Origin of the sequence: Streptomyces acidiscabies, assembly GCF_020010905.1 — a bacterium.
Taxonomy (GTDB): domain Bacteria; phylum Actinomycetota; class Actinomycetes; order Streptomycetales; family Streptomycetaceae; genus Streptomyces; species Streptomyces acidiscabies.
Map to the genome: position 1 here is coordinate 1,108,201 of NZ_JAGJBY010000002.1, position 26,956 is coordinate 1,135,156.

The 26,956-nt window shown below is 70.7% G+C and carries 25 protein-coding genes; 10 read left to right on the plus strand and 15 right to left on the minus strand.

What is annotated here, in order from left to right; all coding sequences use genetic code 11:
• Positions 1-158: 158 nt before the first annotated feature.
• The 3 genes from J8M50_RS32035 to J8M50_RS32045 form a co-directional block, all read right to left on the minus strand.
• The gene (locus tag J8M50_RS32035) at positions 159-1,262 is read right to left on the minus strand and encodes a sensor histidine kinase (protein ID WP_029183833.1); all 1,104 of its coding nucleotides are present in this window, start codon (positions 1,260-1,262) and stop codon (positions 159-161) included.
• The gene (locus J8M50_RS32040; protein WP_010353571.1) at positions 1,259-1,999 is read right to left on the minus strand and encodes a response regulator transcription factor; all 741 of its coding nucleotides are present in this window, start codon (positions 1,997-1,999) and stop codon (positions 1,259-1,261) included. The genes J8M50_RS32035 and J8M50_RS32040 overlap by 4 nt, the downstream gene beginning before the upstream one ends.
• Positions 2,000-2,120: 121 nt before the next feature.
• Positions 2,121-2,840: a spermine/spermidine synthase domain-containing protein gene (locus tag J8M50_RS32045; RefSeq protein WP_010353570.1), complete on the minus strand. Its 720-nt coding sequence runs from the start codon at positions 2,838-2,840 to the stop codon at positions 2,121-2,123.
• A 178-nt stretch (positions 2,841-3,018) separates the two neighbouring features.
• Between J8M50_RS32045 and J8M50_RS32050 the strand changes: the two genes are divergently transcribed.
• Complete coding sequence (locus J8M50_RS32050) at positions 3,019-3,810, plus strand: rhomboid-like protein (protein WP_010353569.1); 792 nt, start codon at positions 3,019-3,021, stop codon at positions 3,808-3,810.
• A 32-nt stretch (positions 3,811-3,842) separates the two neighbouring features.
• On the opposite strand, the gene J8M50_RS32055 is transcribed toward J8M50_RS32050, so the two are convergent.
• Complete coding sequence (locus tag J8M50_RS32055) at positions 3,843-4,850, minus strand: DUF5954 family protein (RefSeq protein WP_010353568.1); 1,008 nt, start codon at positions 4,848-4,850, stop codon at positions 3,843-3,845.
• Between the two features lie 263 nt (positions 4,851-5,113).
• On the opposite strand from J8M50_RS32055, the gene lon reads away from it, so the two are divergent.
• Together lon and J8M50_RS32065 are read left to right on the plus strand one after the other, a co-directional pair.
• Positions 5,114-7,528 (plus strand): endopeptidase La, encoded by a 2,415-nt coding sequence (lon, locus tag J8M50_RS32060; protein ID WP_010353567.1) that lies wholly within the window; start codon positions 5,114-5,116, stop codon positions 7,526-7,528.
• Positions 7,529-7,688: 160 nt separating this feature from the next.
• Positions 7,689-8,156, plus strand: coding sequence for a MarR family winged helix-turn-helix transcriptional regulator (locus J8M50_RS32065; RefSeq protein WP_010353566.1), 468 nt, complete (start codon positions 7,689-7,691; stop codon positions 8,154-8,156).
• 30 nt (positions 8,157-8,186) lie between these two features.
• Here J8M50_RS32065 and J8M50_RS32070 read toward each other — a convergent pair whose 3' ends face one another.
• Positions 8,187-8,975 (minus strand): protein phosphatase 2C domain-containing protein, encoded by a 789-nt coding sequence (locus tag J8M50_RS32070; protein WP_010353565.1) that lies wholly within the window; start codon positions 8,973-8,975, stop codon positions 8,187-8,189.
• Between the two features lie 359 nt (positions 8,976-9,334).
• Between J8M50_RS32070 and J8M50_RS32075 the strand changes: the two genes are divergently transcribed.
• The 5 genes from J8M50_RS32075 to J8M50_RS32095 are packed head-to-tail and all read left to right on the plus strand — an operon-like array spanning position 9,335 to position 15,404.
• Positions 9,335-12,634: a sensor histidine kinase gene (locus tag J8M50_RS32075; RefSeq protein ID WP_078480762.1), complete on the plus strand. Its 3,300-nt coding sequence runs from the start codon at positions 9,335-9,337 to the stop codon at positions 12,632-12,634.
• Positions 12,631-13,128: a roadblock/LC7 domain-containing protein gene (locus tag J8M50_RS32080; RefSeq protein ID WP_010353563.1), complete on the plus strand. Its 498-nt coding sequence runs from the start codon at positions 12,631-12,633 to the stop codon at positions 13,126-13,128. The genes J8M50_RS32075 and J8M50_RS32080 overlap by 4 nt, the downstream gene beginning before the upstream one ends.
• The gene (locus J8M50_RS32085; protein WP_010353562.1) at positions 13,125-13,529 is read left to right on the plus strand and encodes a DUF742 domain-containing protein; all 405 of its coding nucleotides are present in this window, start codon (positions 13,125-13,127) and stop codon (positions 13,527-13,529) included. Before J8M50_RS32080 ends, J8M50_RS32085 begins: the two co-directional genes overlap by 4 nt.
• Complete coding sequence (locus tag J8M50_RS32090; protein ID WP_010353561.1) at positions 13,510-14,142, plus strand: GTP-binding protein; 633 nt, start codon at positions 13,510-13,512, stop codon at positions 14,140-14,142. Before J8M50_RS32085 ends, J8M50_RS32090 begins: the two co-directional genes overlap by 20 nt.
• 14 nt (positions 14,143-14,156) lie before the next feature.
• Positions 14,157-15,404 carry a styrene monooxygenase/indole monooxygenase family protein gene (locus J8M50_RS32095; protein ID WP_010353560.1) on the plus strand — a complete coding sequence of 416 codons (1,248 nt, stop codon included), beginning with the start codon at positions 14,157-14,159 and terminating at the stop codon, positions 15,402-15,404.
• Here J8M50_RS32095 and J8M50_RS32100 read toward each other — a convergent pair.
• Entirely contained in the window at positions 15,359-16,483 is a 1,125-nt protein-coding gene (locus J8M50_RS32100) for an alkene reductase (RefSeq protein WP_010353559.1), read from the minus strand. The two genes, J8M50_RS32095 and J8M50_RS32100, sit on opposite strands and share 46 nt — an antisense overlap.
• A 69-nt stretch (positions 16,484-16,552) precedes the next feature.
• Between J8M50_RS32100 and J8M50_RS32105 the strand changes: the two genes are divergently transcribed.
• On the plus strand, positions 16,553-16,912 hold the full coding sequence (locus tag J8M50_RS32105) for a MerR family transcriptional regulator (protein ID WP_010353557.1): 360 nt from the start codon (positions 16,553-16,555) through the stop codon (positions 16,910-16,912).
• Positions 16,913-16,920: 8 nt separating this feature from the next.
• Here J8M50_RS32105 and J8M50_RS32110 read toward each other — a convergent pair whose 3' ends face one another.
• The 6 genes from J8M50_RS32110 to J8M50_RS32135 form a co-directional block, all read right to left on the minus strand.
• Positions 16,921-17,952, minus strand: coding sequence for a C40 family peptidase (locus J8M50_RS32110; RefSeq protein ID WP_010353556.1), 1,032 nt, complete (start codon positions 17,950-17,952; stop codon positions 16,921-16,923).
• Positions 17,953-18,337: 385 nt separating this feature from the next.
• Positions 18,338-18,772, minus strand: coding sequence for a VOC family protein (locus J8M50_RS32115; protein ID WP_010353555.1), 435 nt, complete (start codon positions 18,770-18,772; stop codon positions 18,338-18,340).
• A 52-nt stretch (positions 18,773-18,824) separates the two neighbouring features.
• Positions 18,825-19,130 carry a DUF8847 domain-containing protein gene (locus tag J8M50_RS32120; protein WP_075661182.1) on the minus strand — a complete coding sequence of 102 codons (306 nt, stop codon included), beginning with the start codon at positions 19,128-19,130 and terminating at the stop codon, positions 18,825-18,827.
• Between the two features lie 288 nt (positions 19,131-19,418).
• Complete coding sequence (locus tag J8M50_RS32125; protein WP_010353554.1) at positions 19,419-20,069, minus strand: TetR/AcrR family transcriptional regulator; 651 nt, start codon at positions 20,067-20,069, stop codon at positions 19,419-19,421.
• 27 nt (positions 20,070-20,096) lie between these two features.
• Complete coding sequence (locus J8M50_RS32130) at positions 20,097-21,344, minus strand: RNA-guided endonuclease InsQ/TnpB family protein (RefSeq protein WP_040836426.1); 1,248 nt, start codon at positions 21,342-21,344, stop codon at positions 20,097-20,099.
• 216 nt (positions 21,345-21,560) lie between these two features.
• Complete coding sequence (locus J8M50_RS32135; protein WP_010353552.1) at positions 21,561-22,505, minus strand: AurF N-oxygenase family protein; 945 nt, start codon at positions 22,503-22,505, stop codon at positions 21,561-21,563.
• A gap of 133 nt (positions 22,506-22,638) precedes the next feature.
• On the opposite strand from J8M50_RS32135, the gene J8M50_RS32140 reads away from it, so the two are divergent.
• Positions 22,639-23,469 carry a membrane protein gene (locus J8M50_RS32140; protein ID WP_029183830.1) on the plus strand — a complete coding sequence of 277 codons (831 nt, stop codon included), beginning with the start codon at positions 22,639-22,641 and terminating at the stop codon, positions 23,467-23,469.
• 26 nt (positions 23,470-23,495) lie between these two features.
• Here the strand turns inward: J8M50_RS32140 and J8M50_RS32145 are convergent, their stop codons facing one another.
• From J8M50_RS32145 to J8M50_RS32155, 3 genes are all read right to left on the minus strand, one after another.
• Positions 23,496-23,993: a DUF3291 domain-containing protein gene (locus J8M50_RS32145; protein ID WP_010353550.1), complete on the minus strand. Its 498-nt coding sequence runs from the start codon at positions 23,991-23,993 to the stop codon at positions 23,496-23,498.
• Between the two features lie 44 nt (positions 23,994-24,037).
• A complete protein-coding gene (locus J8M50_RS32150) occupies positions 24,038-25,495 on the minus strand; it encodes a peptidoglycan D,D-transpeptidase FtsI family protein (protein ID WP_029183829.1) in 1,458 nt (485 codons plus the stop codon).
• 83 nt (positions 25,496-25,578) lie between these two features.
• Complete coding sequence (locus J8M50_RS32155) at positions 25,579-26,919, minus strand: FtsW/RodA/SpoVE family cell cycle protein (RefSeq protein ID WP_010353548.1); 1,341 nt, start codon at positions 26,917-26,919, stop codon at positions 25,579-25,581.
• Positions 26,920-26,956: the final 37 nt, after the last annotated feature.

The following is a 26,956-nucleotide window of genomic DNA, read 5'->3' on the forward strand; positions in this document are numbered from 1 at the left end:
GGCCGGGCCGCCGCATCGTCGTGTAAGTCACATCGAACGCCGTGTTTCATCGCCGGAAATGGCGGGAAACAAGCGGGGTTCCGCCCGAAACGGCTTCTCTTCGTCCACAACGACGCTGGTCCGGCACCTTTACTGCCCGACGATGATCGAACTGTACGTCAACCGCCGACGCGGGACTCCCCCGGAAGGATGACGAGAATCCGGCATCCCCGCTCCGATTCGGCCACTCCGATCCGGCCCCCGTGCAGATCGACGGCCCAGCGCGCGATCGCGAGACCGAGCCCCGTACCCCCGTCGCTGCCCGGCCCGTGCGGGCGGCGTACCGAGCCCCGGTTGAAGCGCTCGAAGACGCGGTGCCACTCGGAGCGCGGGATGCCCGGACCCTCGTCCAGGACCTCCAGCTCCAGCGAGTCCGGCAGCGAGCCCCGGCGTGCCTTCAGCGTGACGCGGCCGTGCGGCGGGCTGTGCTTCACCGCGTTGTCGATGAGGTTCGCGACGACCTGGTGGATGCGCTCGGGGTCCGCGTGCGCGGTCAGCTCGGGCGGCGAGACGTCGAGGTGGAGGTGGACGTCGGAGCGGGTGTGGTTGCCCGAGCCCGAGGCCATCCCCGCGCGCGCCGAGGCGACCATGTTGGCCTCCTTCAGCACGCCGGAGAGATACGGCCACACCTCGAAACGCCGCTTGCGCAGCGGGACGACGCCGTTGTCCAGGCGGGACAGGTCGAGCAGCGTCTCCACCAGGCGGCCCAGGCGCTCCGTCTGCTTCAGGGCCGTGCGCATCGTCTCCGGATCGGCCTCGGCGATGCCGTCGACCACGTTCTCCAGGACGGCGCGCAGGCCCGCGATCGGGGTGCGCAGCTCGTGCGAGACGTTCGCGACCAGCTCCTTGCGCTGCTGGTACTGCGCCTCCAGCTCGTCGGCCATGACGTTGATCGTCTCGGCCAGGTCGCCCAGCTCGTCGCGGCGGTTCTCGCGGACCCGGCGCGTGTAGTCGCCCTGCGCGATGGACCGCGCGACGAGGTTCATCTCGTCCAGCGGCGCGGTCAGCGAGTGCGCCACGAACTGGGTGATCAGCAGCGTCGCGATCATCGAGAAGACCATGATGAAACGCAGCTCGGTCTTCGTGTGCACCGCGATCATCGAAAGACCGGTCGTGATCAGCACAGAGATGACGACCAGCGCCCCGAGCTTGGTCTTGATCGAGAACGGCCGCATACCCGCCCAGGGCTCCCCTCTCGGCCCGCCGTCCGGCCCGGCGCTCATGGCGTCGGGGTCTCCAGCGCGTACCCGACCCCGTGCACGGTCCGGATGCGTTCGGCGCCGATCTTCCGGCGCAGCGCCTTGATGTGGCTGTCGACGGTACGGGTGCCGGAGGCGTCCGCCCAGTCCCAGACCTCGGCGAGGAGCTGCTCGCGGGAGAGCACCGCGCGCGGGGTGTTCGCCAGGCAGACCAGGAGGTCGAACTCGGTGGGCGTCAGGTGCACGTCCTCCGAGCGGACCCGGACCCGGCGCTGTGCGTGGTCGATCTCCAGTTCGCCCAGGCGCAGGATGCCCGAGCGCGGGGTCGCGGCGGCGATGGCGGCCCGCTCGACCCGCCGCAGCAGGACGTGCACGCGCGCGGCCAGTTCCCGCATGGAGAACGGCTTGGTCATGTAGTCGTCGGCACCGACGCCGAGCCCGACCAGCATGTCGGTCTCGTCGTCCCGGGCCGTCAGCATCATCACCGGGACGGGCCGCTGGGCCTGCACGCGGCGGCAGACCTCCAGGCCGTCGAAACCCGGCAGCATGATGTCGAGAATCAGCAGGTCCGGCTGCCATGCCTCGGCCGTGTCGACCGCTGCCGGACCGTCTCCGGCCGTTTGCACGAGGAATCCCTCGGCGCGCAGTCGGGCCGCGATGGCGTCGACGATCGTCTGGTCGTCCTCGACGACCAGGACGCGGCGCTGTGCGCCCGGGGTAGCCGTCGTCGTGCCGCTCTGCGAGGTGTGTGTCTGCTCCATCGCCCGCCCCTGAGGTGCTTTCCGGAATCCGTGGGGTGATCCCATGTCTGCGCATGACTGCGACCGACGCATGAATGATCGGCGTCAGGTGAGCAGAGTACGGGGAGTCACCATCGCTTTGCTATCCAGGCCGGACGGCAAGATGGACGACGTCCGGAACGCCTCGGGCAACAGCGACCTCTTCGGTACGCACCCCCCGGAACCCGGCATTCCAGAGGGTTCCCTCGAAGTCGGGCGAGGGCTGCGCGGACCATACGGCGAGTACCCCGCCCGGTCTCAACACCCGGGCGCAGCCTGCGAGTCCGGCCGGGCCGTACAGGCTGTCGTTGCCCTCGGTGACGGTCCAGTCCGGGCCGTTGTCGATGTCCAGGCACAGCGCGTCGAACGTGTCCGATGTCTCACCGAGGAAATCCAGCAGGTCGGTGACGACGACGTCCGTGCGCGGGTCGTCCAGCGCGGCTTCGGATACGGCGGCCAGCGGGCCGTCCGTGTGCCAGTCGACGACCGCGCGCTCGCGCTCCACGACCGTGATCCTCGCCCAGTCCGGGTTCGCGGCGGCGTGTGCGAGCGAGAACCCGACGCCGAGTCCGCCGATGAGGAGCGTGGGGCGGGTGGTGTCTTTGTCGAGTGTTTGCCACGCGGCGTCGATGAGCAGGCGTTCCGAGCGGCCGTCCGACGTATCCATCAGGAAGCAGCCGTTGGCGATGATCTGGAGGAGGGCGCCATGTCTGCGGAGCACCACTTCGCCGTAGGGGCCCTCCCGGCGGTCCAGGACCTCCGGGGCGTCGTATAGGGGGGTGTGCACGGAGGGTGACAGCTGCGGTGGCGTCGGTTGCGGCATCGGCCCATCCTGGCACTCGGGGCACCCGGGGCCGACGGAATTTCACCGGCCGGGGCCGCGTTCGGGGTGAGTGTTTGTTTGAGAGCTTGCTGAGAATCCGCTCTTACGTGGTCTGAGTCACAGACAGCGGGGGTGTGGGGCGCGAAAGGTGTAGCTGAAACGGAAGGAGCGCCTCACGGTGGAACGTACCGAGACGGCTGAAGCTGGGGAGTTGTCGGTTCCCGGGGCGCTGCTGGACGGGGTGCCGAGACAACGGCCGCGCGTCGCGGAGCCGGTTGTCTCCGCGCCGGTGGTTCAAGCGCCGGTGGTCCAGGACGTCTCCGTCCGGCCCTTTCCCCGCGTGTGGCGGCTGCTGCCCACGCCCACCGGTACGCCGTTCACCTTCTGGTACGCCGTGCTGCTCGCCGTCACTTCGTACGTCGCCGACAACGCCGATCCCGACTGGGTGGACGGCGTGCTCCAGGCGTCCAGTACGGATGTCACGCATCTCGTGCAGGCGCCGGTGCTGGTGCTGGTCGCGAGCGCGCTGTGGGTGGCCGGGGGGCTCGGGTCGCCGTTCGTCGCCGTCTTCCTCCTCGTGCTGACCGTCCTTGAGCGGCGTATCGGGGGGCTGCGGACCGCCCTCGTCTTCCTCGCCGGGCACGTCGTCGCGACGCTCGCGACCGAGCTGCCGGTCGGGCTCGCGGTCCTTGCCGGGCGGCTGCCGGACAGTTCGCTGCACCGGTTCGACTACGGGATCAGCTTCGGGGTCGCGGCGAGTGTGGGCGCGGTGGCGGGGCTGCTGCGGCCGTGGGTGCGGTGGCCGGTGCTGGTGCTGTTCGGGGGGATGCTGCTCCAGGATCTGGTGAATCTGACGGATCCGGTGAGCAATTGGGGGCATCTGATCGCGCTGGGTGTGGGGGTCGGGGTGTGGCCGTGGGTGCGGAGGTGGAGTGCGGGGGGAGCGCGGCGTACGGCGCTTGCCGTTTGAGTGTTCCTGAGAGGCGCGGTTCTTGAGAAGGCTCAGTCCTCGTGGATCACCGTTCCGTCCTCCAGCAGCGTCGGGTGCATCTTCGACGGGCCGTACTGGTCGACGTCCGAGGGGCGGGGTGTCTCGGGGCCGTCCGGGCCCATCCGTACGACCCTCTCGACGCGGCACACGCGGAAGTGGCGGCCCGCGACGGTCGCCTCGTCGGCCCGGCCCGCCGAGCGGAACTCCTCGGCGCCCGCGGCGTACTCGGCCCTGAGGGCGTCGTCGTCGCGGTGCATCAGCGGCCAGTACCGGGTCATCGCCTGGTACAGCCAGCGCCGCGCCTCGTGCGGGGTCGCCTTCGGGGAGCTGCACGCCGTCCACCCCTTCTCGTCGCGCTCGACGATCGCGAAGCCGACGGGGAGGCGGACCAGGTCGGGGTGGGTGGTCACCGCGCGCCGCGAGTCGTCCTGCGCGTCCGCGGCGAAGCGGGTCCCGACGTAGCTGAACTCCCTGAGGCCCAGGCGCAGGGCGCTCGCCATCGGGCCCTCGTCGCGGGTCGGGTCCAGGACGAAGCCGACGTCCGGGGAGGGGCCGTCCAGCGCGTCCCAGTCGAGGTCGGCGGGCTCGGGGTCGGTCGGCCTCGGCGGCTCCAGGCCGTACTCGCCGCTCCGCGCGAACTCGTCGCCCCGGACGATCCGGTAGCGGACGCCGAGTGCCTCGACCTCGTTCGCCGGCTCCTTCTCCAGGACCGATACGGCGGCGATCAGCGCGCGGCGTTCGGCGGGGTCGTCGGTGTCGTCCTTCGCGGCGAACCAGAGGTGGGAGTGGAGTTCGTCGCGGGCCATCTGCGGCATGCCGTCCACCAGCGCCGTCTTCACCCGCCACCGCCCCTCGCCCTCCCGTACGGCCACCCCGAACACCGGGCCCCGCAGCGCCAGCAGGGGATACCGCCGCGACGCCTCCACCGCGTCCGCCTCCCTCACCCACGCGACCGGGTCGTCCCGCCGGACCAGCTCCGCGTGCAGCTCGTCGATGTGTCGCTTCCAGTCATCGGTCATGTGCGCATTGTGGTCGCGGCGGGGGTGCGGAACGGGGGGAACCGGGAAAGTGGGGGCCTTTGTTCGACCTGGCCGGAACGGGTGCGGGTCGCCGTTGCCCGCGGACCGGTACCGAATCCGGTCCGGGTGTTGTTGTCGTCAGCGTTGGTCCACTGACCTGCGGAATCCCCGTGATCGCTCACGGCGAACACGGAGCCGGGAACATTCGGTGGCTCACATGCATTGAGTCGGCATAGCTCAACTTGACTGCCGAAGGGGAGATCATGGCTTCGTCGTCCTCAACGCTCACTCTGCCCGTGCTGCCGCTCGACGGCGAGGTCGTTCTGCCGGGCATGGTTGTTCCGTTGGATCTGAATGACGCTGATGTAAGGGCCGCCGTGGAGGCGGCGCAGGCCGCCGCGCGGACCGAGTCCGGGAAGCCGAGGGTGCTGATGGTGCCCCGGGTGGACGGGAATTACGCGGGGACCGGTGTGCTCGGGACCGTGGAGCAGGTCGGGAGGCTTGCCGACGGGGATCCCGGCGCGCTGATCCGTGGCCGGGCGCGGGTGAAGATCGGGGCCGGGACCACCGGACCCGGCGCCGCGCTGTGGGTGGAGGGGAGCCGGCTCGACGAGACGCTGCCCGACCCGCTGCCGGGGAGCGTCACCGAGCTGGTCAAGGAGTACAAGGCGCTGGCCACCGCGTGGCTGCGCAAGCGCGGTGCCTGGCAGGTCGTCGACCGGGTGCAGGCCATCGACGACGTGTCCGCGCTGGCCGACAACTCCGGATACTCCCCGTTCCTGACCGTGGACCAGAAGGTCGAGCTGCTGGAGACGGCCGACCCGGTCGCCCGCCTCAAGCTCGCGACCCAGCAACTGCGCGACCACCTCGCCGAGCAGGACGTCGCCGAGACGATCGCGAAGGACGTCCAGGAGGGCGTCGACAAGCAGCAGCGCGAGTTCCTGCTCCGCCGCCAGCTGGACGCGGTCCGCAAGGAGTTGCGCGAGCTGAACGGCGAGACCGAGGGTGAGGAGTCGGACGACTACCGCGCCCGCGTGGAGGCCGCCGACCTGCCGGAGAAGGTCCGCGAGGCCGCCCTCAAGGAGGTCGACAAGCTGGAGCGGTCCAGCGACCAGTCCCCGGAGGGCTCCTGGATCCGCACCTGGCTGGACACGGTCCTCGAACTCCCGTGGAACGAACGCACGGAGGACGCGTACGACATCCAGGGCGCCAAGTCGGTCCTGGACGCCGAGCACGCGGGCCTGGAGGACGTGAAGGAGCGGATCACCGAGTACCTGGCCGTCCGCAAGCGGCGCGGTGACCGGGGCCTGGGCGTCATCGGCGGCCGGCGCGGGGGCGCCGTACTGGCCCTCGTGGGGCCGCCCGGCGTCGGCAAGACCTCGCTGGGCGAGTCCGTCGCGCACGCGATGGGCCGCAAGTTCGTCCGCGTCGCCCTCGGCGGCGTCCGGGACGAGGCCGAGATCCGGGGCCACCGGCGTACGTACGTCGGCGCGCTGCCCGGGCGGATCGTCAGGGCGATCAAGGAGGCCGGGTCGATGAACCCCGTCGTCCTGCTCGACGAGATCGACAAGGTCGGCTCCGACTTCCGGGGCGACCCGGCCGCCGCCCTCCTCGAAGTCCTCGACCCCGCGCAGAACCACACCTTCCGCGACCACTACCTGGAGGTCGAACTCGACCTGTCGGACGTGGTGTTCCTCGCCACGGCCAACGTCCTGGAGGCGATCCCGGAGGCCCTGCTCGACCGGATGGAACTGGTCCGGCTCGACGGGTACACGGAGGACGAGAAGGTCGTCATCGCCCGCGACCACCTGCTCCCGCGCCAGCTGGAGCGCGCGGGCCTGAACACGGACGAGGTCACCCTCGACGAGAGCGCGCTGCGCAAGCTCGCCGGGGAGTACACCCGTGAGGCCGGGGTCCGCACCCTGGAGCGGTCCATCGCGCGGCTGCTCCGCAAGGTCGCGGCGCAGCACGAACTGGGCGATCGGGAGCTGCCGTTCACGATCCGGGACGAGGACCTGCGCGCGCTCATCGGGCGCCCGCACCACGTGCCGGAGTCCGCGCAGGACCCCGCCGAGCGCCGTACGGCCGTCCCGGGCGTCGCGACCGGGCTCGCGGTGACCGGCGCGGGAGGCGACGTCCTGTTCGTCGAGGCGTCCCTCGCGGACCCGGAGACGGGCGCGGCGGGCCTCACCCTGACCGGGCAGCTCGGGGACGTGATGAAGGAGTCCGCGCAGATCGCGCTGAGCTTCCTGCGCTCGCGCGGCGCCGAGCTGGAACTGCCGGTCGGCGACCTCAAGGACCGGGGCGTGCACATCCACTTCCCGGCGGGCGCGGTCCCCAAGGACGGCCCGAGCGCCGGCATCACGATGACGACCGCGCTGGCCTCGCTGCTCTCCGGACGGCTGGTCCGCACGGACGTGGCGATGACCGGTGAGGTGTCGCTGACCGGGCGCGTGCTGCCGATCGGCGGCGTCAAGCAGAAGCTGCTGGCCGCGCACCGGGCCGGGGTGAAGACCGTCATCATCCCCAAGCGCAACGAGGCCGACCTGGACGACGTCCCGGCGGAGGTGCTGGACAAGCTCGACGTCCACGCCGTCACGGACGTACGGCAGGTCCTGGAACTGGCGCTGACGCCCGCGACCAACGGGGCGGCGTCGGAGGTTCCGGTGGCGGCGTGACGGGCGTCGCCGGATGAGTGGAGGCTCGGGTTCCCCTTGCGGGGGGCCCGAGCCTTCGCGCATCGAACTGGACCCGTCCCCTGACAAGCCCCCTACGCCGACCTGCGAAATACTGTCCGAACTGCGGCGATGAGCCGAGCGGACGACAGGGAGCACCGAAGTGAGTGACGACGGGAACGGCGGCGTCGTGGGAGGGGCCGACCGGGAGTTCCTCTCGCTGGAACGGGAGCTGACCGTGTTGCTGCGGCGGGCTCGCGCGAACCAGGGCGAGATGGCCCGCGAGGTGCACCCCGACCTGGAGCCCGCCGCGTACGGGCTGCTCGTACGGCTGGAGGAGACCGGGCGGCGCCGGGCCACCGAACTGGCCGCGTACATCGGCGTCGGCAAGGCGACGATGTCCCGGCAGCTGCGGGCGCTGGAGGAGCTGGGCCTCATCGCCCGCGAGCCCGACCCGGCGGACGGCAGGGCGTGGCTCGTCGAGCTGACGGAGGAGGGGCGCAGCCGGGTGAGCCGGGTGCGTGAGGCGCGGCGCGCGATCTACGTGGCGCAGCTCGCGCACTGGGACCGCCGGGAGGTCTCGGAACTGGCGCGGCTGCTGGCGGAGTTGAACCAGGTGATGGAGAAGTAGAGCCGAGGGCGCCCTTGTCGACGCCCGGCGCTACAGCTCCACGTACACCGCGCTCGCGTCGTCGTGCGTCTTGCTGCGCCGCAGGAACACCCGCGCCTCCGCGTCCGCCGTCTCCAACTCCCGTACGCGGGAGACGAGTCCGTGTGCCCCCGCCTTGCGGGCGTACGTCATGAGGTCCGCCCAGCCGCCCTCGTGGAACTTCTCGGTCCAGCGGGTCGCGCCGTCCGTGAGGCCGAGCAGGGAGCGGACGTCGGGGCGCGGGGCGCGGCCCGTCACCGCGCGCGTCGCCACCGATGGGTCCGCCGCGGCCGTGAAGAAGCCGCCCTCCTTGTTGCGGGCGCGGGCGTCGGTGACCTCGTCGGAGACGAGGAGTTCGCGGGGGAGCCGGGCGAGGCGGTCGTCGAGGACCGGGGTGACCGTGCCGCCGGGGGACTCCAGGAGGAGCGCCGCGTCGGACAGGACCAGGTACTCCACGGCCTCGGCACCCCACCGCGCGAGCGCGACCGTCGCCTGCGGCGTACGCGGGTGAGAAAGGTCACAGGTTTGTGAATGGGAGGTCGCGGTTCGGTGGATCGCCCGGGACAACGCCTCCTCCAGCGGAACATCCAGGAGGGAAACGGTCAGTTCGGTCAGCGCCCCACCGAGCCGCGCGGTGTACCAGGGCACCGTGTGGACGCACCCCGTCGGACCGTGCGGCGGCGTCACCCCGTCCAGCACGACGAGTACGCCTCCCTGCCCGGCTGCGGGAACGCAGAGCGCGGCGAAGTCCTCGTTGGGGCGGGCCGGATCGCCCGGCTCGGACACAAGTTCCGTACGCATGGGGCCAGTCTGCACATACCCGGGTGTACGGCGCCCGAACGGCTCGCGATGATCGCCCCGTTGGCGTTTCCTCGCAGGTCAGGCGGGTGATTTGGGTGGTAATCGAGCCCTTGGGGAATACGTGGCGGCGAATACTGCCAAAGCCCGGCGCCCGCGTCCAACCGACGGGCCGCAGAGGGAACCCGCACGCGCCGGCGGAACTTGCCCGCCAACTCCCCTCCGATGTTCACTCCTTCGGGTGGCGGGTCAGGTGATGAGCGCTTCCCGCCCACCGGCACTGGGAGGGTCGGGGACCGTACCGGTTGTGCGCTGTTGTTGACCGAGCGTCATCCGGTCCCATGGGTACACGAGTTACAGGAATGCGAGCACCGGTGCAGAAGACGCGGCCTGGGCGCACAGAACAGTCGGCTTCCGGGGCAGGTTCGCCCGCCGGTGCGGCTTCGGGTGTGCCCGTCGGCAAGGGTCGGCCGACCCATGTGCGCAACCGGCTGATCATCGCCGTGGCCGTGGTGGCCGCCGCGATCGGCGCGGCCGGTACGCCGTCCGTGCTCGCGCTCTCCGCCGAACTCAAGGACTCCCAGGAGCTGGTGACGCTCGCCGAGCGCACCCAGGAGGCGCTGGTCCTCGCGCACTCCCTCGCCGACGAGCGCGACCAGGTCACGGCGTACGTCGCGACCGGCCGCGACAAGGAGAGCGCGCCCGACACGCAGGTCACCGCCCGCGTCGACCGGCAGCTCACCGACCTGCGAGCCGCCGGGAACCTCCCCGCCGCCGTCTCCGGCATCGCCGCGATCCGGGGGAACGCGCTGGACGGGAAGAGCACGCCGCTCCAGGCGCACGAGGCGTACTCGAAGACCATCACCGAGCTGCACCGCCTCGCCGAACAGCTCGCCCAGCAGACCCCGCCGCGCGCGGGCGCGGGTGCGTACGCCCTCGCCGAGCTCGACTCCGCCGTCCAACAGGCCGCCGCCGCCCGGGGGTTGCTGGTCGCCGCGCTCGACGTGCCGGTCGACGACGGCTACGACACGTCCGGCGCCGCCGAGGTGCGCGACGCCCTCAGCGCCGCCGCCCAACAGGCCCGGCTGCGCTCGGACTCGGCGCTCGCGGACTTCCGCGAGACGGCCCCGCAGCGGATGGTCGACGCGTACGACTCGACGGTGACCGGGGGCGAGAACGACTCCGCCGAGCGGTACTTGACCCGGCTCACCGACCAACCTGTCCTCGGCGACGACGACTTGAAGGCCACGCCGGCTGCGGTGGACGCGGCTCTGTCCGCCCGCATCGAGCTGATGCGCGGCGTCGAGGCGTCCCTCTTCGACCGCCGTACCAAGGAACTTGAGACCCTCCGCGACGACGACGTCACCGGGCTCGAACTGCGCGTCGCGCTGCTCGGGGCGCTCATGCTGGTCGCCGTCGGGGTCGCCACGGGGATGGCGCGCAGCCTCACCCGGCCGCTGTCCGCCGTACGCCGGGGGGCCGGGCGGCTCGCCGAGGCGGAGGAGCCCGGCGCCGAGGAACCCGTCAAGTTCACCGGCCGCAACGACGAGTTCGCGCAGGTGGTGCGGTCGATCAACGTGCTGCACGCGCACGCCGCCGGGCTGCACGAGCGGATCGGCACGCTGGAGGCCGACCGCAAGCACCTCGTCGGGCAGCGGCAGAAGATGGCCGACGCGCGCGAGGAACTCCGTACCGAACTCGCCTCGGTCACCGGGCAGTTGGAGCGGCTGCGGGCGTCCATCGGGTCCACGTTCGGCACCCTCTCGCTGCGGACCCTCGGGCTCATCGAGCGTCAACTCGCCGTCATCGAGGGGCTGGAGGAGCGCGAGCAGGACCCCGAGCGGCTCGCGACGCTGTTCAAGCTGGACCACTTCGCCACCGTCATGCGGCGGCACAGCGAGAACCTGCTCGTCCTCGCGGGGGCGGAGCATGTGCAGCAACATCCCGGCCCCGTCCCGCTGGTTGACGTCGTCCGTGCCGCTGTCTCCGAGATCGAGCGGTACGACCGGGTCCGGATCTCCTCCCTTCCCGCGCACGCCCACATCGCCGGGTTCGCCGCCGACGATCTCTCCCATCTGCTCGCCGAGTTGATGGAGAACGCGACCTCCTTCTCGCCGCCCGACCTGCCCGTCGAGGTCTCCGGCTGGCTCCTGGAGAACGGCGACGTCATGCTCTCCGTCCAGGACGAGGGCCTCGGCATCGAACCGGCCCGCCGCGACGCTCTGAACACCCGCCTCGCCGAGTCCGACCCCGAGGTGCCGTTCGAGGACAAGGACGAGGAGGGGCTCGGCCTGTACGTCGTCTCACGGCTCGCGGGGCGGCACGCGGTGCGGGTGCGGCTGAGGGGGCAGAAGAAGACGCCCGGGACCGCTGCGGTCGTCGTCGTCCCCACGGCCGTACTGTCCCCGGCACCGGCCGGCGCCGTACCGTCCTCCACACCGGGCGCGGTCCCGGCCGGGGTGACGCTGCCGGGTGCCGACGCCGAGGTCAACTCGCATGTCATCGGGGGGCGTTCGCGGGGCAAGGACCTTGCGGTGGAGCTGGCGGAGAGGGCGATACGGGCGGCGGGGGGTGGGGTTCCCAGCGAGGGGGAGGTTGCGGCGGGGGGTTCTTCTCGGGCGGACGGGGGTGTCGGGGGCGAGGGTGAGACTGAGGCCGGTGACGCGGAGAGCGGGGTTGCCGGGGCCGCCGAGGCGGGGGCCGTTGCCGAGGGCGGGGAAGCCCTTGAGGGCGAGGCTGGGGCGCGTGGTGAGGCCGTCGAGGTGGAGGGCGGGGGTGTCGAGGCCGGGGGAGTTCTCGGGAGCGACGCCGGGGACGAGGGCGATCGGGGGGAGGTGCGGGAGGAGGCGGTTACGGCCGCTTCTCCGGAGGACCCCGCTTCGCCGGAGGAGTTCGCCGCTACGCCTCTCGGGTCCGGCGAGGATGCTGCGCCTGCCGAGTCCAGTGACCGCGTCGAGCATGCTGCTGCTGCCGAACCTGGTGATTTTGCTCCGCGCGCCGATTCTGCCGAGCTGCGTGAGCCGGTCGGGAGTGAACCTTCCGAACTCGGTGAACTTTCAGAACTTGGTGAACTTTCGGAACGCGCCGATTCTTCGGAATCCGGTGAACTTTTGGAATCCGGCGAATCTTCAGAACCCGGCGAATCTTCGAAATCCGGCGAATCTTCGGAACTCACCGAACTTTCGGAACCTGCCGAACCCCCCGTCTCGTCCGAGACGACCATGGCCCTCTTCCTTCCCCCGGCGCCACGAACCGTCGACGACCCGCGCATCGACTCCGGCCCGCGCCCCGGCGTCGACCCGAGCGCCGGGGCCGTCGCTCACCCGGAACCCGCCTCGCACCCCGAGTCGGCGGAGCACTCCCGTGCCGAACCCGTCGAGCAGGTCACCGAGAAGGGGCTCCCCAAGCGGACGCCCAAAGTGACCGCGCCCGAGCAGGTCGTCCGGCCCCGGGCGGGCGGCGGCGTCGATGCCGAGGCGCTCAGGAAGAAGCTCGGCGGATTCCGGCGGGGGGCCGTCGCCGGGTACCGGGACGCCGAGTCGGAGCTCGCCGAGGAGACGGCCGCAGGGGAACCGCCCTCGAATGAGGGGGTAGTCGAGCGTGGGACGTATGGACATGCGGGGGACACCACGGGGGGCACCGTCGAGGAGGCAAGCAGTTGACCGCGCCCGGTACCTTCGGCCTGAGCAGTGAAGCCCGTAACCTGCACTGGCTGTTGAACAACCTCGTCGAGGAGGTCCCCGGCATCCAGTCGGTGGCCGTGGTCTCCTCCGACGGCCTGTTGCTCCTGTCCTCCGACCCGGGCGCCAACGCCCAGGCCAAGGAGGAGAGTTCGAGCAAACCGGCCGGACCGAGAGGCTCGTCCGCCGACCTCGCCACGATCGTCTCCGGCATCGGCAGCCTGACCCTCGGTGCCGCCCGCCTGATGGACTTCGGCGGCGTGAAGAACACGATGGTCGCGATGGACGACGGCAGCCTGTGCGTGATGTCGATCAGCGACGGCTCCCTGCTCGGCGTGCACGGCGACACGGACTGCGACATGAGCACCGTGGCGTACCACATGGCCCTGTTCGTCGGCCGCGTCGGACACGTCCTGACCCCCGAACTCCGCACGGAACTACGGAAGTCGCTGGAGGCGGAAGGAGGCGCGCGATGACCAGGAACCAACTCCCGGTACGCGGCGCCGGCCGCCGCCCGGCCCGCGTACGGCCGTACTCCCTCACCGGCGGACGCACCCGCTTCGGTCACGTCCTCCTCGTCGAGACCTTCGTCGCGGCGCTCGAAGCGCCCGAGGAACACAAGGAGTTGACGAACCGTCAGGACGACTTCCGCGGCCTCCCCGAGCTGGCCGCGATCGTCGAACTGTGCCGCCGCATGCGGACCGTGGCCGAGATCGCCGCGCTGCTGCGCATGCCGCTCGGCGTGGTCCGGGTCCTGCTGAGCGACCTCGCGGACCAGGGAAAGATCCGGGTGTACGGCACCGGTACCGCCCACGGTACGGGCCGTCCCGACCGCGCTCTGCTGGAAAGGGTGCTGAGTGGACTCCGTCGTCTCTGATCGCGTCCCCGGATGGGGAGTTGACGAGGACGAGAACCTGAAATCCTGGCAGACGGACCGCAGCCGCGCCCCCGTCGCCACGAAGATCGTCGTCGCGGGCGGCTTCGGCGTCGGCAAGACGACGCTGGTCACGGCCGTCTCGGAGATCACCCCCCTCCAGACGGAGGCCCTGATGACACAGGCGTCCGCCGCGACGGACGACCTGAGCGCCACCCCGCAGAAGCTCACGACGACCGTCGCGATGGACTTCGGCCGCCTCACCCTGGACGACGACCTGGTCCTGTACCTCTTCGGTACCCCCGGGCAGAAGCGCTTCTGGTTCATGTGGGACGACCTGGTGCGCGGCGCCCTCGGCGCGGTGATCCTCGCCGACACCCGCCGCCTGAAGGACTGCTTCCCGGCGCTGGACTACTTCGAGAGCTGCGGACTGCCGTACGTCGTCGCCGTCAACCACTTCGACGGCACCGAACGCTTCGAACCGGACGACGTGCGCGAGGCCCTGACGATCCCTCAGAAAGTGCCGGTCGTCGTCATGGACGCCCGCCGCCGGATCGCCGTCATCGACACCCTGCTCTCCCTGGTGACGCACGCGCTCGACGAAACACCCGAATAGGAGCGACTCCCCGCATGCGGAAGATACTCGTCGTGGGGGCCGGCCAGTCCGGCCTCCAGCTCGCCCTCGGCCTCCAGAAACACGGCTACGAGGTCACCCTGATGTCCAACCGGACGGCGGACGAGATCCGTTCGGGCCGCGTGATGTCCACGCAGTGCATGTTCCACACCGCCCTCCAGCACGAACGCGACCTCGGCATCGACTTCTGGGCGAGCCAGGCACCCCGGATCGAGGGCCTCGGCGTCTCCCTCGCCGCCCCCGGCTCCTTCGACCCCGGCCCCTCCCAGCGCGCGATCGACTGGCTCGGCCGCCTCGACGGCTACGCCCAATCCGTGGACCAGCGCGTGAAGATGGCGGGCTGGATGGAGACGTTCGCCCAGCGCGGCGGCCAACTGGTCATCCACGGCGCGGCAGTCGGGGACCTGGACTACTTCTCCCGTACGTACGACCTCGTCCTGGTCGCCGCCGGCAAGGGCGAACTGGTGTCGATGTTCGCCCGCGACCCCGAACGCTCCCCGTACACCGCCCCGCAACGCGCCCTCGCGGTCGCCTACGCCCACGGCCTGGGCCCGCGCCCGGAACACCCCGACATGGAGGCCGTCCGCTGCAACCTGGTACCCGGCGTGGGGGAGTTGTTCGTCATGCCGACGCTCACCACCTCGGGCCGCGCGGACATCCTCTTCTGGGAAGGCGTACCCGGCGGCCCCGTCGACGCCTTCGACGGCGTCAAGGACCCCGCCGAACACCTGGCGCTCACCCTTGAGTTGATGAAGACGTTCCTGCCCTGGGAGTACGACCGGGCCAAGGGTGTCGAACTCACCGACGCGGGCGCGACGTTGGCGGGCCGCTACGCCCCGACCGTGCGCAACCCCGTCGGGCAGCTCCCCGGCGGCGGACTCGTCCTCGGTGTCGCCGACGTCGTCGTCGCGAACGACCCGATCACCGGCCAGGGCTCCAACTCGGCCTCGAAATGCGCGGCTTCGTACCTCTCCGCCATCCTCGACCACGGGGAGAAGGAGTTCGACGAGGAGTGGATGCGGTCCACCTTCGAGCTGTACTGGGACACCGCGCGGCACGTCACGAAGTGGACCAACGCGATGCTCGCGCCGCCGCCGGAGCACGTCGTCAACCTCCTTGGCGCGGCAGGGCAGTTGCAGCCCGCGGCCGACCGGTTCGCCAACGCGTTCAACGACCCGGCGGACTTCGAGGGCTTCTTCTACGAGCCGGAGCGGACCGCCGCGTACCTGTCGTCGCTGGCCTGAACCAGCGTGGGGTAGTCCAGGTATCCCGTCTCGCCGCCCGTGTACATCATCAGGGCGTCCCGCACCTCGTTGAGCGGGGCGCCCTGCCGGATGCGGGCCACGAGGTCGGGGTTCGCGAGGAACGCGCGGCCCAGGGCCACCAAGTCGGCGCCGGCCGCGAGGAGTTGCTCCGCCGCGCGCTGTCCGCCGTCGGCGGGGACCGTCGCGCCCAGCGCCGGGTTCCCGATCAGCGTGCCCGGCCACAGGGCGCGCAGGCGGGGGAGCAGGGGGTGGTCGTGGTTCATCGTGGTCAGGTGCAGGTAGGCGAGGCCGTCGCCGGACAGGGTCTCGACCAGGGCCGGGTAGAGGGTGTCCGTGTCGGTCTCCGCGATGCCGTTCACGGTGTTTCCCGGGGAGATCCGCAGGCCCACGTTCTCCGGGCCGATCGCCTCGGCGACCGCGCGGGTGACCTCTACGGTGAACCGGACGCGGTTCGCCGCCGGGCCGCCGTACTCGTCCGTGCGGGTGTTCGTGTTCGCGGCGAGGAACTGGTGCAGGAGGTGGCCGTTGGCCGAGTGGACCTCCACGCCGCTGAACCCGGCGGCCAGCGCGTTGCGGGCGGCCCGGGCGAAGTCGGCGACGGTTTCCCGGATGCCGTCCTTCGTCAACTCCCTCGGGATGAGCGAGGGTTGGCGTCCTGTGGGGGTGTGGACCGGCTCCGGGAGCGGGATCGGTGAGGGGGCCACGGGGACGTACCCGCTGGTGTCCGGGTGGCCCACCCGGCCGCCGTGCTGGAGTTGCAGGAACATCGTCCCGCCCGCCGCGCGCACCGCGTCCGTCACCCTGCGCCAGCCCTCGATCTGCTGGTCCGTGTGGATGCCGGGGATGTTCGGGTACGTCTGGCCCGTCGCGTTCGGGGTCGTCGCCTCCGCGATGATCAGGCCAGCCGAGGCGCGTTGCGTGTAGTACTCGGCCATCATCGCCGACGGGACGCCGTCGGGTTCCGCGCGGTTCCTGGTCAGCGGGGCCATGGCCAGGCGGTGGGGGAGGTGGCGTTTCCCCAGGTGGGTGGGGGTGAGGAGAGGGGTTGTCGGTGCCATGCGGGTACCGTAGAACCTGACATTGATGTCAGATTCAAGTGGCTCTCAGGTAGGGGAGGTGGGGTACGGGTGCGGATCGGGGAGCTGGCTCGGCGCAGTGGGGTGAGTGAGCGGTCGTTGCGGTACTACGAGCAGCAGGGGTTGCTGGTCGCCGAGCGGACGCCGGGTGGGCATCGGGAGTTCGGGGAGTGGGCGGTGGATCGGGTGATCCGGGTGCAGGCGTTGTACGCGGCCGGGCTGAACAGTGCGACCATCGGTCGGCTGCTGCCGTGTATGCGGGATGCGGACGGGGGGCCGAGTGCGGTGGCGGACGGGAAGCTGGTGGAGGAGCTGGTGGCCGAGCGGGCTCGGATCGATCGGCTGATCGCTGAACTGGCGTTGTCCCGTGAGGTGTTGGACGAGGCGATCGGGGCGGCTGCCGGGGAGTGAGGGGCCCGTCACGTGGGTCTCACCGCTCCCAGTACCGGGTCGGTGGCGATGGGGGTGACCTTCACTTCTCCGCCCGGGCCCGGCGCCTGGACGACCTTGCCCTTCCCCACGTACACCGCCACGTGCGTCGCCTCCGGGTAGTACAACACCAGGTCCCCTGGACGGAGTTGCTTCAGCGGGATCCTCGGCAGCCTTGCCCACTGCTCCTTCGCCGTACGGGGGATCTGCGCGCCTGCGTGTCCCCAAGAGCCTGCCGCCAGGCCCGAGTTGTCGTACGCGGTCGGTCCCGCCGACCCCGTTTCGTACGGTTTGCCCACCTGGTCCATCGCGTAGCGCACCGCCTCTTCGCCCTCCGGCGAGGTGGGGGAGTCGGTTCCGGTGAGGTCGTTGTCCGCGAGGAACTTCCGTTGGCGGTCGTCGACTTGGGTGCGTTCGAGGAGGGCGAGGCGGGCGAGTTGGTCCGGGGTGAGGGTCGCGAGGAGTTTCTGTACGGCGTCCAGGCGGGTGCGGACGTCGTCCCTGGCCTTCTTCTTGCTTGCGGTGAGGGCGAGTTGGGTGTCCAGGGCGGTGCGGGCGGTTCGGGTCACGGTGTTGCGGCGGTGTTCGTCCTGGGCGAGCCGGGTGGTCGCGGATGCGCGGTCGCGGGCTAGCTGGGTGATGATGTGGCCCTCGTCCAGGGCGTGTTGGGGGTCCTTGGCGAGCAGCAGCCGTACGTAGGGCGAGATGTCGCTGTGGGACTGGTACTGCTGTCTGGCCAGGCGGCCTGCGAGGTCTCGGCTGTCGTCCAGGGCGAGGCGTGCGTGGGCGAGGTCGGCGTCCAGTTTCGCGACCTCGGCTTTTTTCTTCTTGAGCCGTTCCTCGGTCGCGTTGTATACCTCGGTCGCGGACTCGACCTCTCGGTACACCCGCTGAAGCTCCGTCAGCAGTTCGGTGACTGTGCGCTTGGGTGGTTCGGGTGCGCCCAGGGCGACGGCTGGTGCGAGGGTGACCTGTGCCACGAGTCCCGCCGTACAGACCAACCGCAGCAACCGTCCTGACATGCCGTCACCTCCACCGGGCCGGCGTTTCCGCCCCGCAGGGTGAGCATCGAGGCTGGGGCCTGTCGGCGCGCTGGGGGTGAGCGGTTCGGCGCAATGGCGTCACCCGTGGGCGTCATGAGGGGTGTGGTGTGAGTGGGTGGCGAGTGCAGGTGGGTGAGTGCGGGTTCGTCGTGGCTGGTCGCGCCCGCGCGGCGGTAGCCGCATATCGATACAGCCCCGCGCCCCTGAGGTGCGATGGGGTAGCTGTGCTTCGTCAGGTGCGGGTGCGTTGTGGCGGTCGTGCCCTCGCTGCGGTAGCCGTACGTCGGTACCGCCCCGTCCCCAGTCCGACTGCCCAGGTGCCCTCAGCGTCGTACCTGCGCAGCCCCCTGCAAGGGCCCGTGTCTCAGTCCAAGCAGAACTCGTTGCCCTCGATGTCCTGCATCCCGATGCAGGACTCGTTGAACTCGTCGGCCAGCAGGACGCGTTCGCAGACCGCGCCGAGGGCGATCAGGCGGTCGCGTTCCGCCTCCAGCGCCGCGAGGCGTTCCGCGCCTACCAGGCCCGTGCCCGCGCGGACGTCCAGGTGGACGCGGTTCTTGACGACCTTGCCTTCCGGGACGCGCTGGAAGTACAGGCGGGGGCCGGCGCCCGTGGGGTCCATGGCGACGAAGCTCGCGCCCTGGCGTTCGGGCGGGAGGGTGCGCTCGTAGTCGGCCCAGGTGGCGTAACCCTCAGGTGGGGGCGGTATGACATACCCCAGTACCTCGCACCAGAAGCGGGCGACCCGCTCGGGCTCGTGGCAGTCGAAGGTGACCTGGACTTGTCTGATCGTAGGCATCGGCGGCACCTTAGCAAGGCCGTGAGCTGCACCGGGAACGGTTTTCCCCCGCTCACCCCGCGACCCCGCCAGCCCCTCCTTCGTCCCTCTTCTCCGGCTTGGACCAGGGCCACCGAGGCTTTGAGGACCCACTCTTGCCGTCGGGGTCGTACTCGTACTTCCACCCGGTAGGCACACCGAGCCGCTTACTGTGCCCTCGGGGCACCCGCCGATAGACGAGCACAACGGGAGCCCCACCCGCACTGTCGGGCACGGGGATGCGGTAGGTCTTGGGCGGATGTCCGGTAGGCCCGAGAAGGACGGGAAGGGAACGCCCGTCCATGGGCCCACCTTCGAAGGGAGTGTTCTGACTCTTCACGGAACCAGTCTCAAGCACACCCACCCCAAGGGCACGCGCCGCCCCACCACCCGCACTCGACGAAGCACAGTCCCCCCACTCACCCAGGGGCGCGGGGCTGTGTCTATGTGCGGCTGCCGCCGCGCGGGCGCGACCAGCCACAAGGCACCCGCACTCGACGAAGCTCAGTCACCCCCACCCACCCAGGGGTGCGGGGCTGTGTCTATGTGCGGCTGCCGCCGCGCGGGCGCGACCAGCCACGACGAGCCCGCACTCACCCACCTGCACTCGCCCCCCACTCACCCCACCTCACCCCCTCCCCGCAACCCCCTCCAACACCCCCGCCGTCTCCGCATCCCGCCCCGCCGTCACCGTCAGCACCGCCACGAACTGCTCCACCAGCCAGTCCCGCAACTCCGCCAGAGGCGGCTGCTTCCCCTCGTCCAGCCAGATCAGCGACGCCGCCTCCACGGCAGTGATCCACATCCGCACGGTCATCCGCAGCCGAGGCCCGGGGTCGGTGACGTCCAGGTGGCGATAGATGTGCTCCGCCGCAGCCCGCCGCACCTCATCGACAGTCGCCGTCGTCCGCGACGTCTCCACCACACTCCCGCCCTGCAACAACGCACTGAACCCGGTGTCATGCCCGTCCACGAACCCGAGATACCGATCGAGCGCCCGCCCGAGCCGATCGAGAACCGGCCCCTCCAGGGGCTCGTCGAAACACTGCTGAAGCTCCTCCGCGGCGGACCGCAGAGCCGCTTCGTACAGTTGCTGCTTCCCACCAGGGAAGTACCGGTAGACGAGCGGCCGTGACACCCCCGCCGCCTCGGCGACATCGTCGAGGGACACCTCCTCGGGAGCCCGGTGCGCGAAGAGCGTGAGCGCGGAGTCGAGAAGCTGACTGCGCCGCTCCTCGACACTGAGACGACGGTAGGCGGGTACGGCGGGGGGCGGCATGACGTGCAGCTTGACGTGCTCCCCGGCCTAAAGTCCAGGGACTCCGGCCTGGGCCGTCTGTCGGCCCTTCCGGTGGCTTCCTGCTTCACGGCGCTGTGCGGGCACGTGTGCCCGTCTTACCGGCGCTCCACAGGCGTTTCGTGTCTCCGCCCGCCCGGCGGCGACGATACGGCGTCCCTCGAAGAGGACATTGCGGCCCGCGTTGTGGTCGCGGTCGTGCACGGTGCCGCACGCGCCGCACGTCCACTCCCGGACATGCAGCGGCTTGGGTCCGCCCCTGAACCCGCAGGCCGAGCAGACCTGCGAGGACGGGAAAGCACGGCCCACCTTGGCGAACGTGCGGCCGTACCGGGCCGCCTTGTACTCCAGCATGCCGGTGAACGCGGACCATCCCGCGTCGTGCACGGACTTGGCGAGCCGGGTGCGGGTCAGGCCGGACACTGCGAGGTCCTCCACGTACACCGCTTGGTTGTCGCGGATGATCTGTGTGGATGCCTTGTGGTGGAAGTCCCGGCGTTGGTCGGCGACCTTGGCGTGCTGACGTGCGACTTTAATGCGGGCCTTGGCCCGGTTCTTGGATCCCTTGGTCTTGCGGGACAGCTCCCGCTGGAGGCGCCTGAGTTTCTTCTCGGCCCGGCGCAGGAAGCGTGGGCTGGCGATCTTCGTCCCGTCGGACAGCACCGCGAAGGCGGACAGGCCGAGGTCGATACCCGTGTCGGTCTCCACGCCGGGGAGGATGTCCGGTTCGGTGTCGACGACGAAGCTGAGGAAGTACCGGCCGCAGCTGTCCTTGGTGACCGTCAGGGACGTGGGCGCGGCCGGGAGCCGACGCGACCACGTGACCTTCAGGTTGCCGACCTTGGCCACATACACCGTGCCGTTCGCGTGGAGGCAGAAGGCGTTGGTGTTGAGACGGACCGACTGCCGGGTGTCCTTCTTCGACTTGAAACGGGGCGGGCCGACCTTGCGGCCCTGCCGCTTGCCTTTCACCGAGTCGAAGAAGTTCTTGTAGGCAGTGTCCAGGTCCCGCAGGGACTGTTGCAGGACGACCGCCGACACCTCGGCGAGCCAGGCACGCTCCTCGGTGCGCTTGGCCTGGGTGATGCGCAGCCGGGACAGCTCGGCCGACGTCACGTACGGCAACCCCGCCGCATGCGCCTTCTTCCGGTCGCGCAGGCAGTCGTTCCACACCACACGCGCACACCCGAACGCGCTGGCCAGCGCACGGCGCTGCGGGACGTCGGGGTAGGCCCGGTAGTTGTAGCGGAGCTGCATGTCCACCACGCTACGCACACAGATCACGCACGGTACACCGAAGATCGAAATTGATCGATAATTTGTTCTATTTTCCGTATCTGGCTGCCGAAGCATCCGCCCCAAGGCGCGCGTCAGAGCAGTCGTGAGATGCATTCATCCTCAGCGTGAACGCCGGGGCCTTCTGCAAGGAGCCCGGTAACCGTTCGTCCCTCTCGGGTATGAGACGGCGAACCCTCAGGCCAGCAGCCCCGAGGACCGCCACAGCCGCCGCCCGACACCCCGCAGTACGCCGATGTCGTCGAGGAACTCGGTCAGCCGCCCGGCGCCCTTCTGCATGACCTCCCGCCGGTGCCCGCTGACCCGCACCTGCTCGACGGCCTCCCGCCGGTCGAGCCCGACGTTGGTGTACACCTCGGGGTTGACGAAGGCGACGGAGAACACCCGCGCGAACTCCCCGGACGTCACGCGCGTGAACTCCCGCGACCAGCGCGGAGCGGTGAGCATCTGCCGCCGCAACTCCTCGCGGGCGTACCGCACATGGCGCGCCTCCTCGACGACGTGGATCCGCGTCACCCCCCGGACCAGCGGCTGCACGCGCTCGTCGGGGAACGTGAGGCGCTGCATCCAGTCGAGCACCTCCTCCCCGAGGAGCGTCGCGGTGAACGAACCCGGCGTCGTGGAGATGGTCTTGAAGACCCGCCCGAGGTTGTGGTGCGCGCGGCTCACGGGGTACCAGGGGGTGTCACCCCGGGTGACGAGGCGCGCGAACATCTTGGAGTGCCGGCACTCGTCCTCGATCTCGGTGAGCGCGTACCGCACGTGCGCGCTCGTCGCCGCCTTGTCGTAGATGTGCCGCACCAGCAGCTGCATGAGGATCAGCTCGAACCAGATGCCGAGCGAGGCGAGCGCGGCGGCCTCGTGCCGGGAGAGCAGAATGCGCTGCTCCTCGCTCATCCGCCGCCACATCGGGGTGTCGTACAGGGACACCAGCTCCGGCGGCCAGAACCACTTGCCGTCCTCGAAGGGCGCGTCCCAGTCGAGTTCCTTGTCCGGGTCGAACGAGTGCTTCGCGGAGGAGGCGAGGAGACGTTCGGCCACCTGCTCGCGGTCCTTGAGCAGCCCGAGGGCGTCCCGCGGCCCGTCGTCGGCGTCGGCGTCGGTCTCTGTGAGGGTCGTCATGGCACTTATGAGACTGCTTGTCAGCAAGGCCGTCAATCCCCCGTGCGGTACTTCTCGGCTACCCGTCTACGCCCCAGGAGGTACGCGCACACCTCCGGTCCGGGTAGTCCCCCAGGTGGAGTACGGTTCTGGCGTGTCCACGCCTCCGCCGCCCCAGGGGCCGTACGGCCCGCAGCAGCCGAACCCGTACGGCCAGCAGCCGCCCGCAGCGCCGGGACCGTACGGGCAGCCCGCGTACGGGGGCCCCTACGGGCAGCCGCAGCAGACCCCCTACCCAGGTACCCCGTACGGCCAGCAGCCCTGGGGCGCCCCCGCGATGCCGCCGCCCCCGCGCAGGCGCCGCACCGGTCTCATCCTCGGCATCGTCGGCTCCGTCCTCGTCCTGCTCGTGGTGGCCGTCGTCTCCCTGGTCGTCGTCGGCAGCTCCGACAAGGGGTTCCCCGAGGCCAAGTACCAGCTGACGCTGCCGAAGACGCTGCTCGACGGGAAGTACGCGTTCGCCCAGGACATGTCCGGCACGCTGGGCCGGCAGATCGAGCGCGAGAGCGGCGCCTGGAACGCGCGCGACGTGAAGGCGAAGGTCGGCCAGTACGACGTCGGCGGCGACCAGACCAAGGGCAGCCTGGTCATCTCCGGCATGTACGGACGCTTCAAGGACACCGCCGCCTCCCGCGCCAGCATGATGAAGGGCGTCGGCCAGGCCGACAACGCGAGCATCGCCGTCCCGCCCAAGGACTTCGACCTCCCCGGCGCCGACACGACGATCACGTGCGAGGTCGTCGCCCAGGAGCAGCTCGGCACGAAGCTGATGTACCCCGCCTGCGCATGGGTGGACGGCAACACGGGCGCCACCGTCGCGGAGGTATCAGCACAGACGGTCACCCAGAAGGCGGAGGACGTCGACCTGGAGGCGGCGGCGAAGACGACGCTGAAGGTCCGCGAGGAGATACGGCAGCCCCTCTGAGGTACGGGGGGTACGGGGCTAAGCCCTCACACCCCGCACCCCAACTCCTCCGGCAGCTCCCGCGCCACCGACTCGTGCGCCCCCGCCGCGAACGACGTCCGCAGGGTGAACGCGTACGGCGTCGGCCCGTTCGCCCGCAGATGCAGCAGCCGCGCCTCCGCCTCGGCGACCGTCGGCCGGTGCCCGACGGGAACCCACCACAGCGCGGTCATCGCCTCCACGACCTTCTCGAACCACTCCCGTCGCCGCTGGAGCAACTCCCGGTGCTGCCCTTGGTACATGAACGCCGTCAGCACGTCCGTGTCCTGCCACACCGACATGTTGATGATGAGCCACTCGTCCCCGAAGACCTGGATGTCGGTCGCGTCCCCGCCGTCCGACTGCAGCCGCCACACGAACCCCCGCGCCGCGTCGGCGTCCGCGTTGACGGGTTTGAGCGCGTCGACGAAGTCCTTCAACTCCGGTGAGTCCAAAGGGAATTTGAGGCGGGAGATGTTCACCTGGGCGAGTTCGTAGGAGGCCATGACCGAACGTTAGGTCGGGAGCCGCGCCGGGGAATACCCCCGTCTCACGACGTGAGCACGGCCTCCATCACGGCCCGTGCGATCGGCGCCGCGACGTCCCCGCCGCTGATGTCGCCCCGGTCGGCCGACCCGTCCTCGACGACCACGGCGACCGCGACCCGGGGCTCGATGTCCCGCTCGCCCCGCGCCCACGACACGAACCAGGCATACGGCGTACCGGAGTTGCCGACGCCGTGCTGTGCGGTTCCGGTCTTGCCGCCGACGGTCGCCCCGGGGATCGCCGCGTTGGTTCCGGTCCCCTCGCGCACGACGTCCTGCATGAGTTCCCGCAGCTGCAAGGCCGTTGAGGGGGCCATGGCCTGACGAGCCGGACGGGAACCGGAAGTCGACACCGTCGCCCCGCCCTTCCGCGTCGTCCGCTCGACGAGGTACGGCGTCCGCACCTGCCCCCCGTTCGCGACGGCCGCCGCGACCGTCGCCATCTGGAGCGGCGTGGCCCGCGTGTTGTACTGCCCGATGGACGACAGCGCCAACTGCGCCTGGTCCACGGTCCGGTCGAAGGTGGACGCCGCGACCGCGAACGGGATGCGCACACCGGGGTCGTTGAACCCGAACGCCTCCGCCGTCGCCACCATGTTCCGCACCCCCACCCGCACCCCGAGCTTCGCGAACACGGTGTTGCAGGACCACTGGAAGGCGGCCCGCAGCGGAGCGTCCTCGCACCCCGACCCCTCGTTGGTGAGGCTCGTCGTCGTCCCCGGCAGCGTGTACGGCGCGGGCGAATCGGTCGCCGCGTCAAGGTCGTTGACGACTCCGGCGTCCAACGCGGCAGCCGCGGTCACCACTTTGAAGGTCGACCCCGGCGGATACGTCTGCCGTACCGCCCTGTTGAGCATCGGCTGGTCGGGATCGGCGTTCAGCCGCGCCCAGGCCCGGCGCACGGCGGCCCCGTTCCCGGAGAGCGCGGCGGGGTCGTACGACGGGGTCGACACCAGCGCCAACACCCGCCCCGTGGACGGCTCGACGGCCGCGACCGCGCCCTTCCGGTCGCCGAGACCCTCGTAAGCCGCCCGCTGCGCACGGCGGTTGAGGGTCGTGACGACCTGGCCCCCGGCCGGGCGGGCCCGGGTGACGCCGTCGATGAGGGGGAACGAGGACAACGCCGGATCGGCGCCGGAGAGTACGGGGTCCTCGCTGCGCTCCAGGAGCGTCGTCCCGTACCACTGCGAGGAGAACCCCGTCACCGGCGCGTACAACGGCCCGTCCCGGTACGTGCGTTCGTAGCGGAGCTGCTCCCCGGTGTCCCGGGAGCCGGTGACGGGGGAGCCGTCGACGAGGATGTCGCCGCGCGGTTTCGCGTAACGGGCGATGTCCGCGCGGCGGTTGGCCGGGTTGTCGTCGTACGCCGGAGACTGGACGACCTGGACGCGGGCCGCGTTGACGAGGAGGGCGAGCAGGAGGAGGCAGGAGAAGACGGCGGCGTGGCGGATGTGGCGGGTCATGCGGAGGCCGCTCTTCAAGGACCCCTCGTTGTCCTTCGGCCGCACCGGACTCCCCTTGTCTCTCACCCGAGTTGCCGCCCTCGTCACCGGGCCGTCCCCTTCCGTGCCGCGTGGCTCAGCCGGATCAGCAGCGCCACGATCGCCCAGTTGGTGACCACCGAGGAACCGCCCTGCGCGAGGAACGGCATCGCCATCCCCGTCAGCGGAATCAGCCCGGTCACGCCGCCCGCGATGACGAACACCTGGAGCGCGACGATCGAGGCGAGTCCGACGGCCAGCAGGCGGCCGAACGGGTCGCGCAGCGCGAGGCCCGCGCGGTAACCCCGCTCCACCAGCAGGCCGTAGAGGACGAACAGCGCCGACAGGCCCGCGAGCCCCAGCTCCTCGCCGGCCGTCGCGAGGATGAAGTCGGACTTCGCGGCGAAGCCGATCAGGACGGAGTGGCCGAGCCCGAGGCCGGTGCCGAGGACGCCGCCCGCCGAGAACGCGAAGAGGGACTGGGCGAGTTGGCCGGGACCGAGGCCCGCGTCGATCGACGCGAACGGGTGCAGCCAGTCCTCGACGCGGCTGTGCACATGGGGTTCGAGCGCGCTCACGGCGACCGCCCCGAACGCCGCGAGCAGCAGCCCGACGGCGATCCAGCCGGTGCGGCCGGTCGCGACGTACAGCATCACCACGAACAGGCCGAAGAACAACAGCGAGGTGCCCAGGTCGCGTTCGAGGATCAGGACGCCGACGCTGATGAGCCAGATCGCGACGATCGGCCCCAGCACGCGGCCCGTTGGGAGCTGTACGAACCAGATCCGGCGGCCCGCGTACGCGAGCGCCGTGCGGTTGTCCGCGAGGTACGCCGCGAAGAACACCGCGAGCAGCACCTTCGCGAACTCCCCCGGCTGGATGGAGAATCCGGCGATCCGGATCCAGATCCGGGCCCCGTTGACGGCCGGGAACAGCACCGGCAGCGTCAGCAGCGCGAGGGCGGCGGCGACACTGACGTACGCGTACCGCTTCAGGACCCGGTGGTCGCGCAGCGCCAGGACCACGAAGGTGAAGAGGGCAACTCCCGAGGCGGACCAGACGAGTTGGGCCGGGGCCGCGTGCTCTGTCGGGGTCTCCAGGTCGAGGCGGTGGATGAGGACCAGGCCGATGCCGTTGAGCAGGACGCCGATCGGCAGCAGCAGCGGGTCCGCGTACGGGGCGCGCAGCCGTACCGCGAGATGCGCGCACAGGGCGAGCGCGCCGAGCCCGGCGCCGTAAGCGGCGGCGCCGGGCGGGATCGCGCCGGTCCGCGCCAGTCCCACGGCGCAGTAGCCCGACACGCAGAGCAGGACGGCGACGACGAGCAGGGAGAGTTCGACGCCACGGCGCCGGGGGAGCCGTACGACCGCGTCGGCCGCGGCGATCCCGATACCGGCACTCGTCATGTCCGGAACCTACCCAAATGGTGCTCCTGCTTCTCGT

Coding starts and splice junctions, on each gene's coding strand:
- J8M50_RS32035 (WP_029183833.1), bottom strand. CDS start 1,262: ATGAGCGCCGGGCCGGACGGCGGGCCGAGAGGGGAGCCCTGGGCGGGT.
- J8M50_RS32040 (WP_010353571.1), bottom strand. CDS start 1,999: ATGGAGCAGACACACACCTCGCAGAGCGGCACGACGACGGCTACCCCG.
- J8M50_RS32045 (WP_010353570.1), bottom strand. CDS start 2,840: ATGCCGCAACCGACGCCACCGCAGCTGTCACCCTCCGTGCACACCCCC.
- J8M50_RS32055 (WP_010353568.1), bottom strand. CDS start 4,850: ATGACCGATGACTGGAAGCGACACATCGACGAGCTGCACGCGGAGCTG.
- lon (WP_010353567.1), top strand. CDS start 5,114: ATGGCTTCGTCGTCCTCAACGCTCACTCTGCCCGTGCTGCCGCTCGAC.
- J8M50_RS32070 (WP_010353565.1), bottom strand. CDS start 8,975: ATGCGTACGGAACTTGTGTCCGAGCCGGGCGATCCGGCCCGCCCCAAC.
- J8M50_RS32075 (WP_078480762.1), top strand. CDS start 9,335: ATGCGAGCACCGGTGCAGAAGACGCGGCCTGGGCGCACAGAACAGTCG.
- J8M50_RS32085 (WP_010353562.1), top strand. CDS start 13,125: ATGACCAGGAACCAACTCCCGGTACGCGGCGCCGGCCGCCGCCCGGCC.
- J8M50_RS32095 (WP_010353560.1), top strand. CDS start 14,157: ATGCGGAAGATACTCGTCGTGGGGGCCGGCCAGTCCGGCCTCCAGCTC.
- J8M50_RS32100 (WP_010353559.1), bottom strand. CDS start 16,483: ATGGCACCGACAACCCCTCTCCTCACCCCCACCCACCTGGGGAAACGC.
- J8M50_RS32110 (WP_010353556.1), bottom strand. CDS start 17,952: ATGTCAGGACGGTTGCTGCGGTTGGTCTGTACGGCGGGACTCGTGGCA.
- J8M50_RS32115 (WP_010353555.1), bottom strand. CDS start 18,772: ATGCCTACGATCAGACAAGTCCAGGTCACCTTCGACTGCCACGAGCCC.
- J8M50_RS32125 (WP_010353554.1), bottom strand. CDS start 20,069: ATGCCGCCCCCCGCCGTACCCGCCTACCGTCGTCTCAGTGTCGAGGAG.
- J8M50_RS32130 (WP_040836426.1), bottom strand. CDS start 21,344: ATGCAGCTCCGCTACAACTACCGGGCCTACCCCGACGTCCCGCAGCGC.
- J8M50_RS32135 (WP_010353552.1), bottom strand. CDS start 22,505: ATGACGACCCTCACAGAGACCGACGCCGACGCCGACGACGGGCCGCGG.
- J8M50_RS32145 (WP_010353550.1), bottom strand. CDS start 23,993: ATGGCCTCCTACGAACTCGCCCAGGTGAACATCTCCCGCCTCAAATTC.
- J8M50_RS32150 (WP_029183829.1), bottom strand. CDS start 25,495: ATGACCCGCCACATCCGCCACGCCGCCGTCTTCTCCTGCCTCCTCCTG.
- J8M50_RS32155 (WP_010353548.1), bottom strand. CDS start 26,919: ATGACGAGTGCCGGTATCGGGATCGCCGCGGCCGACGCGGTCGTACGG.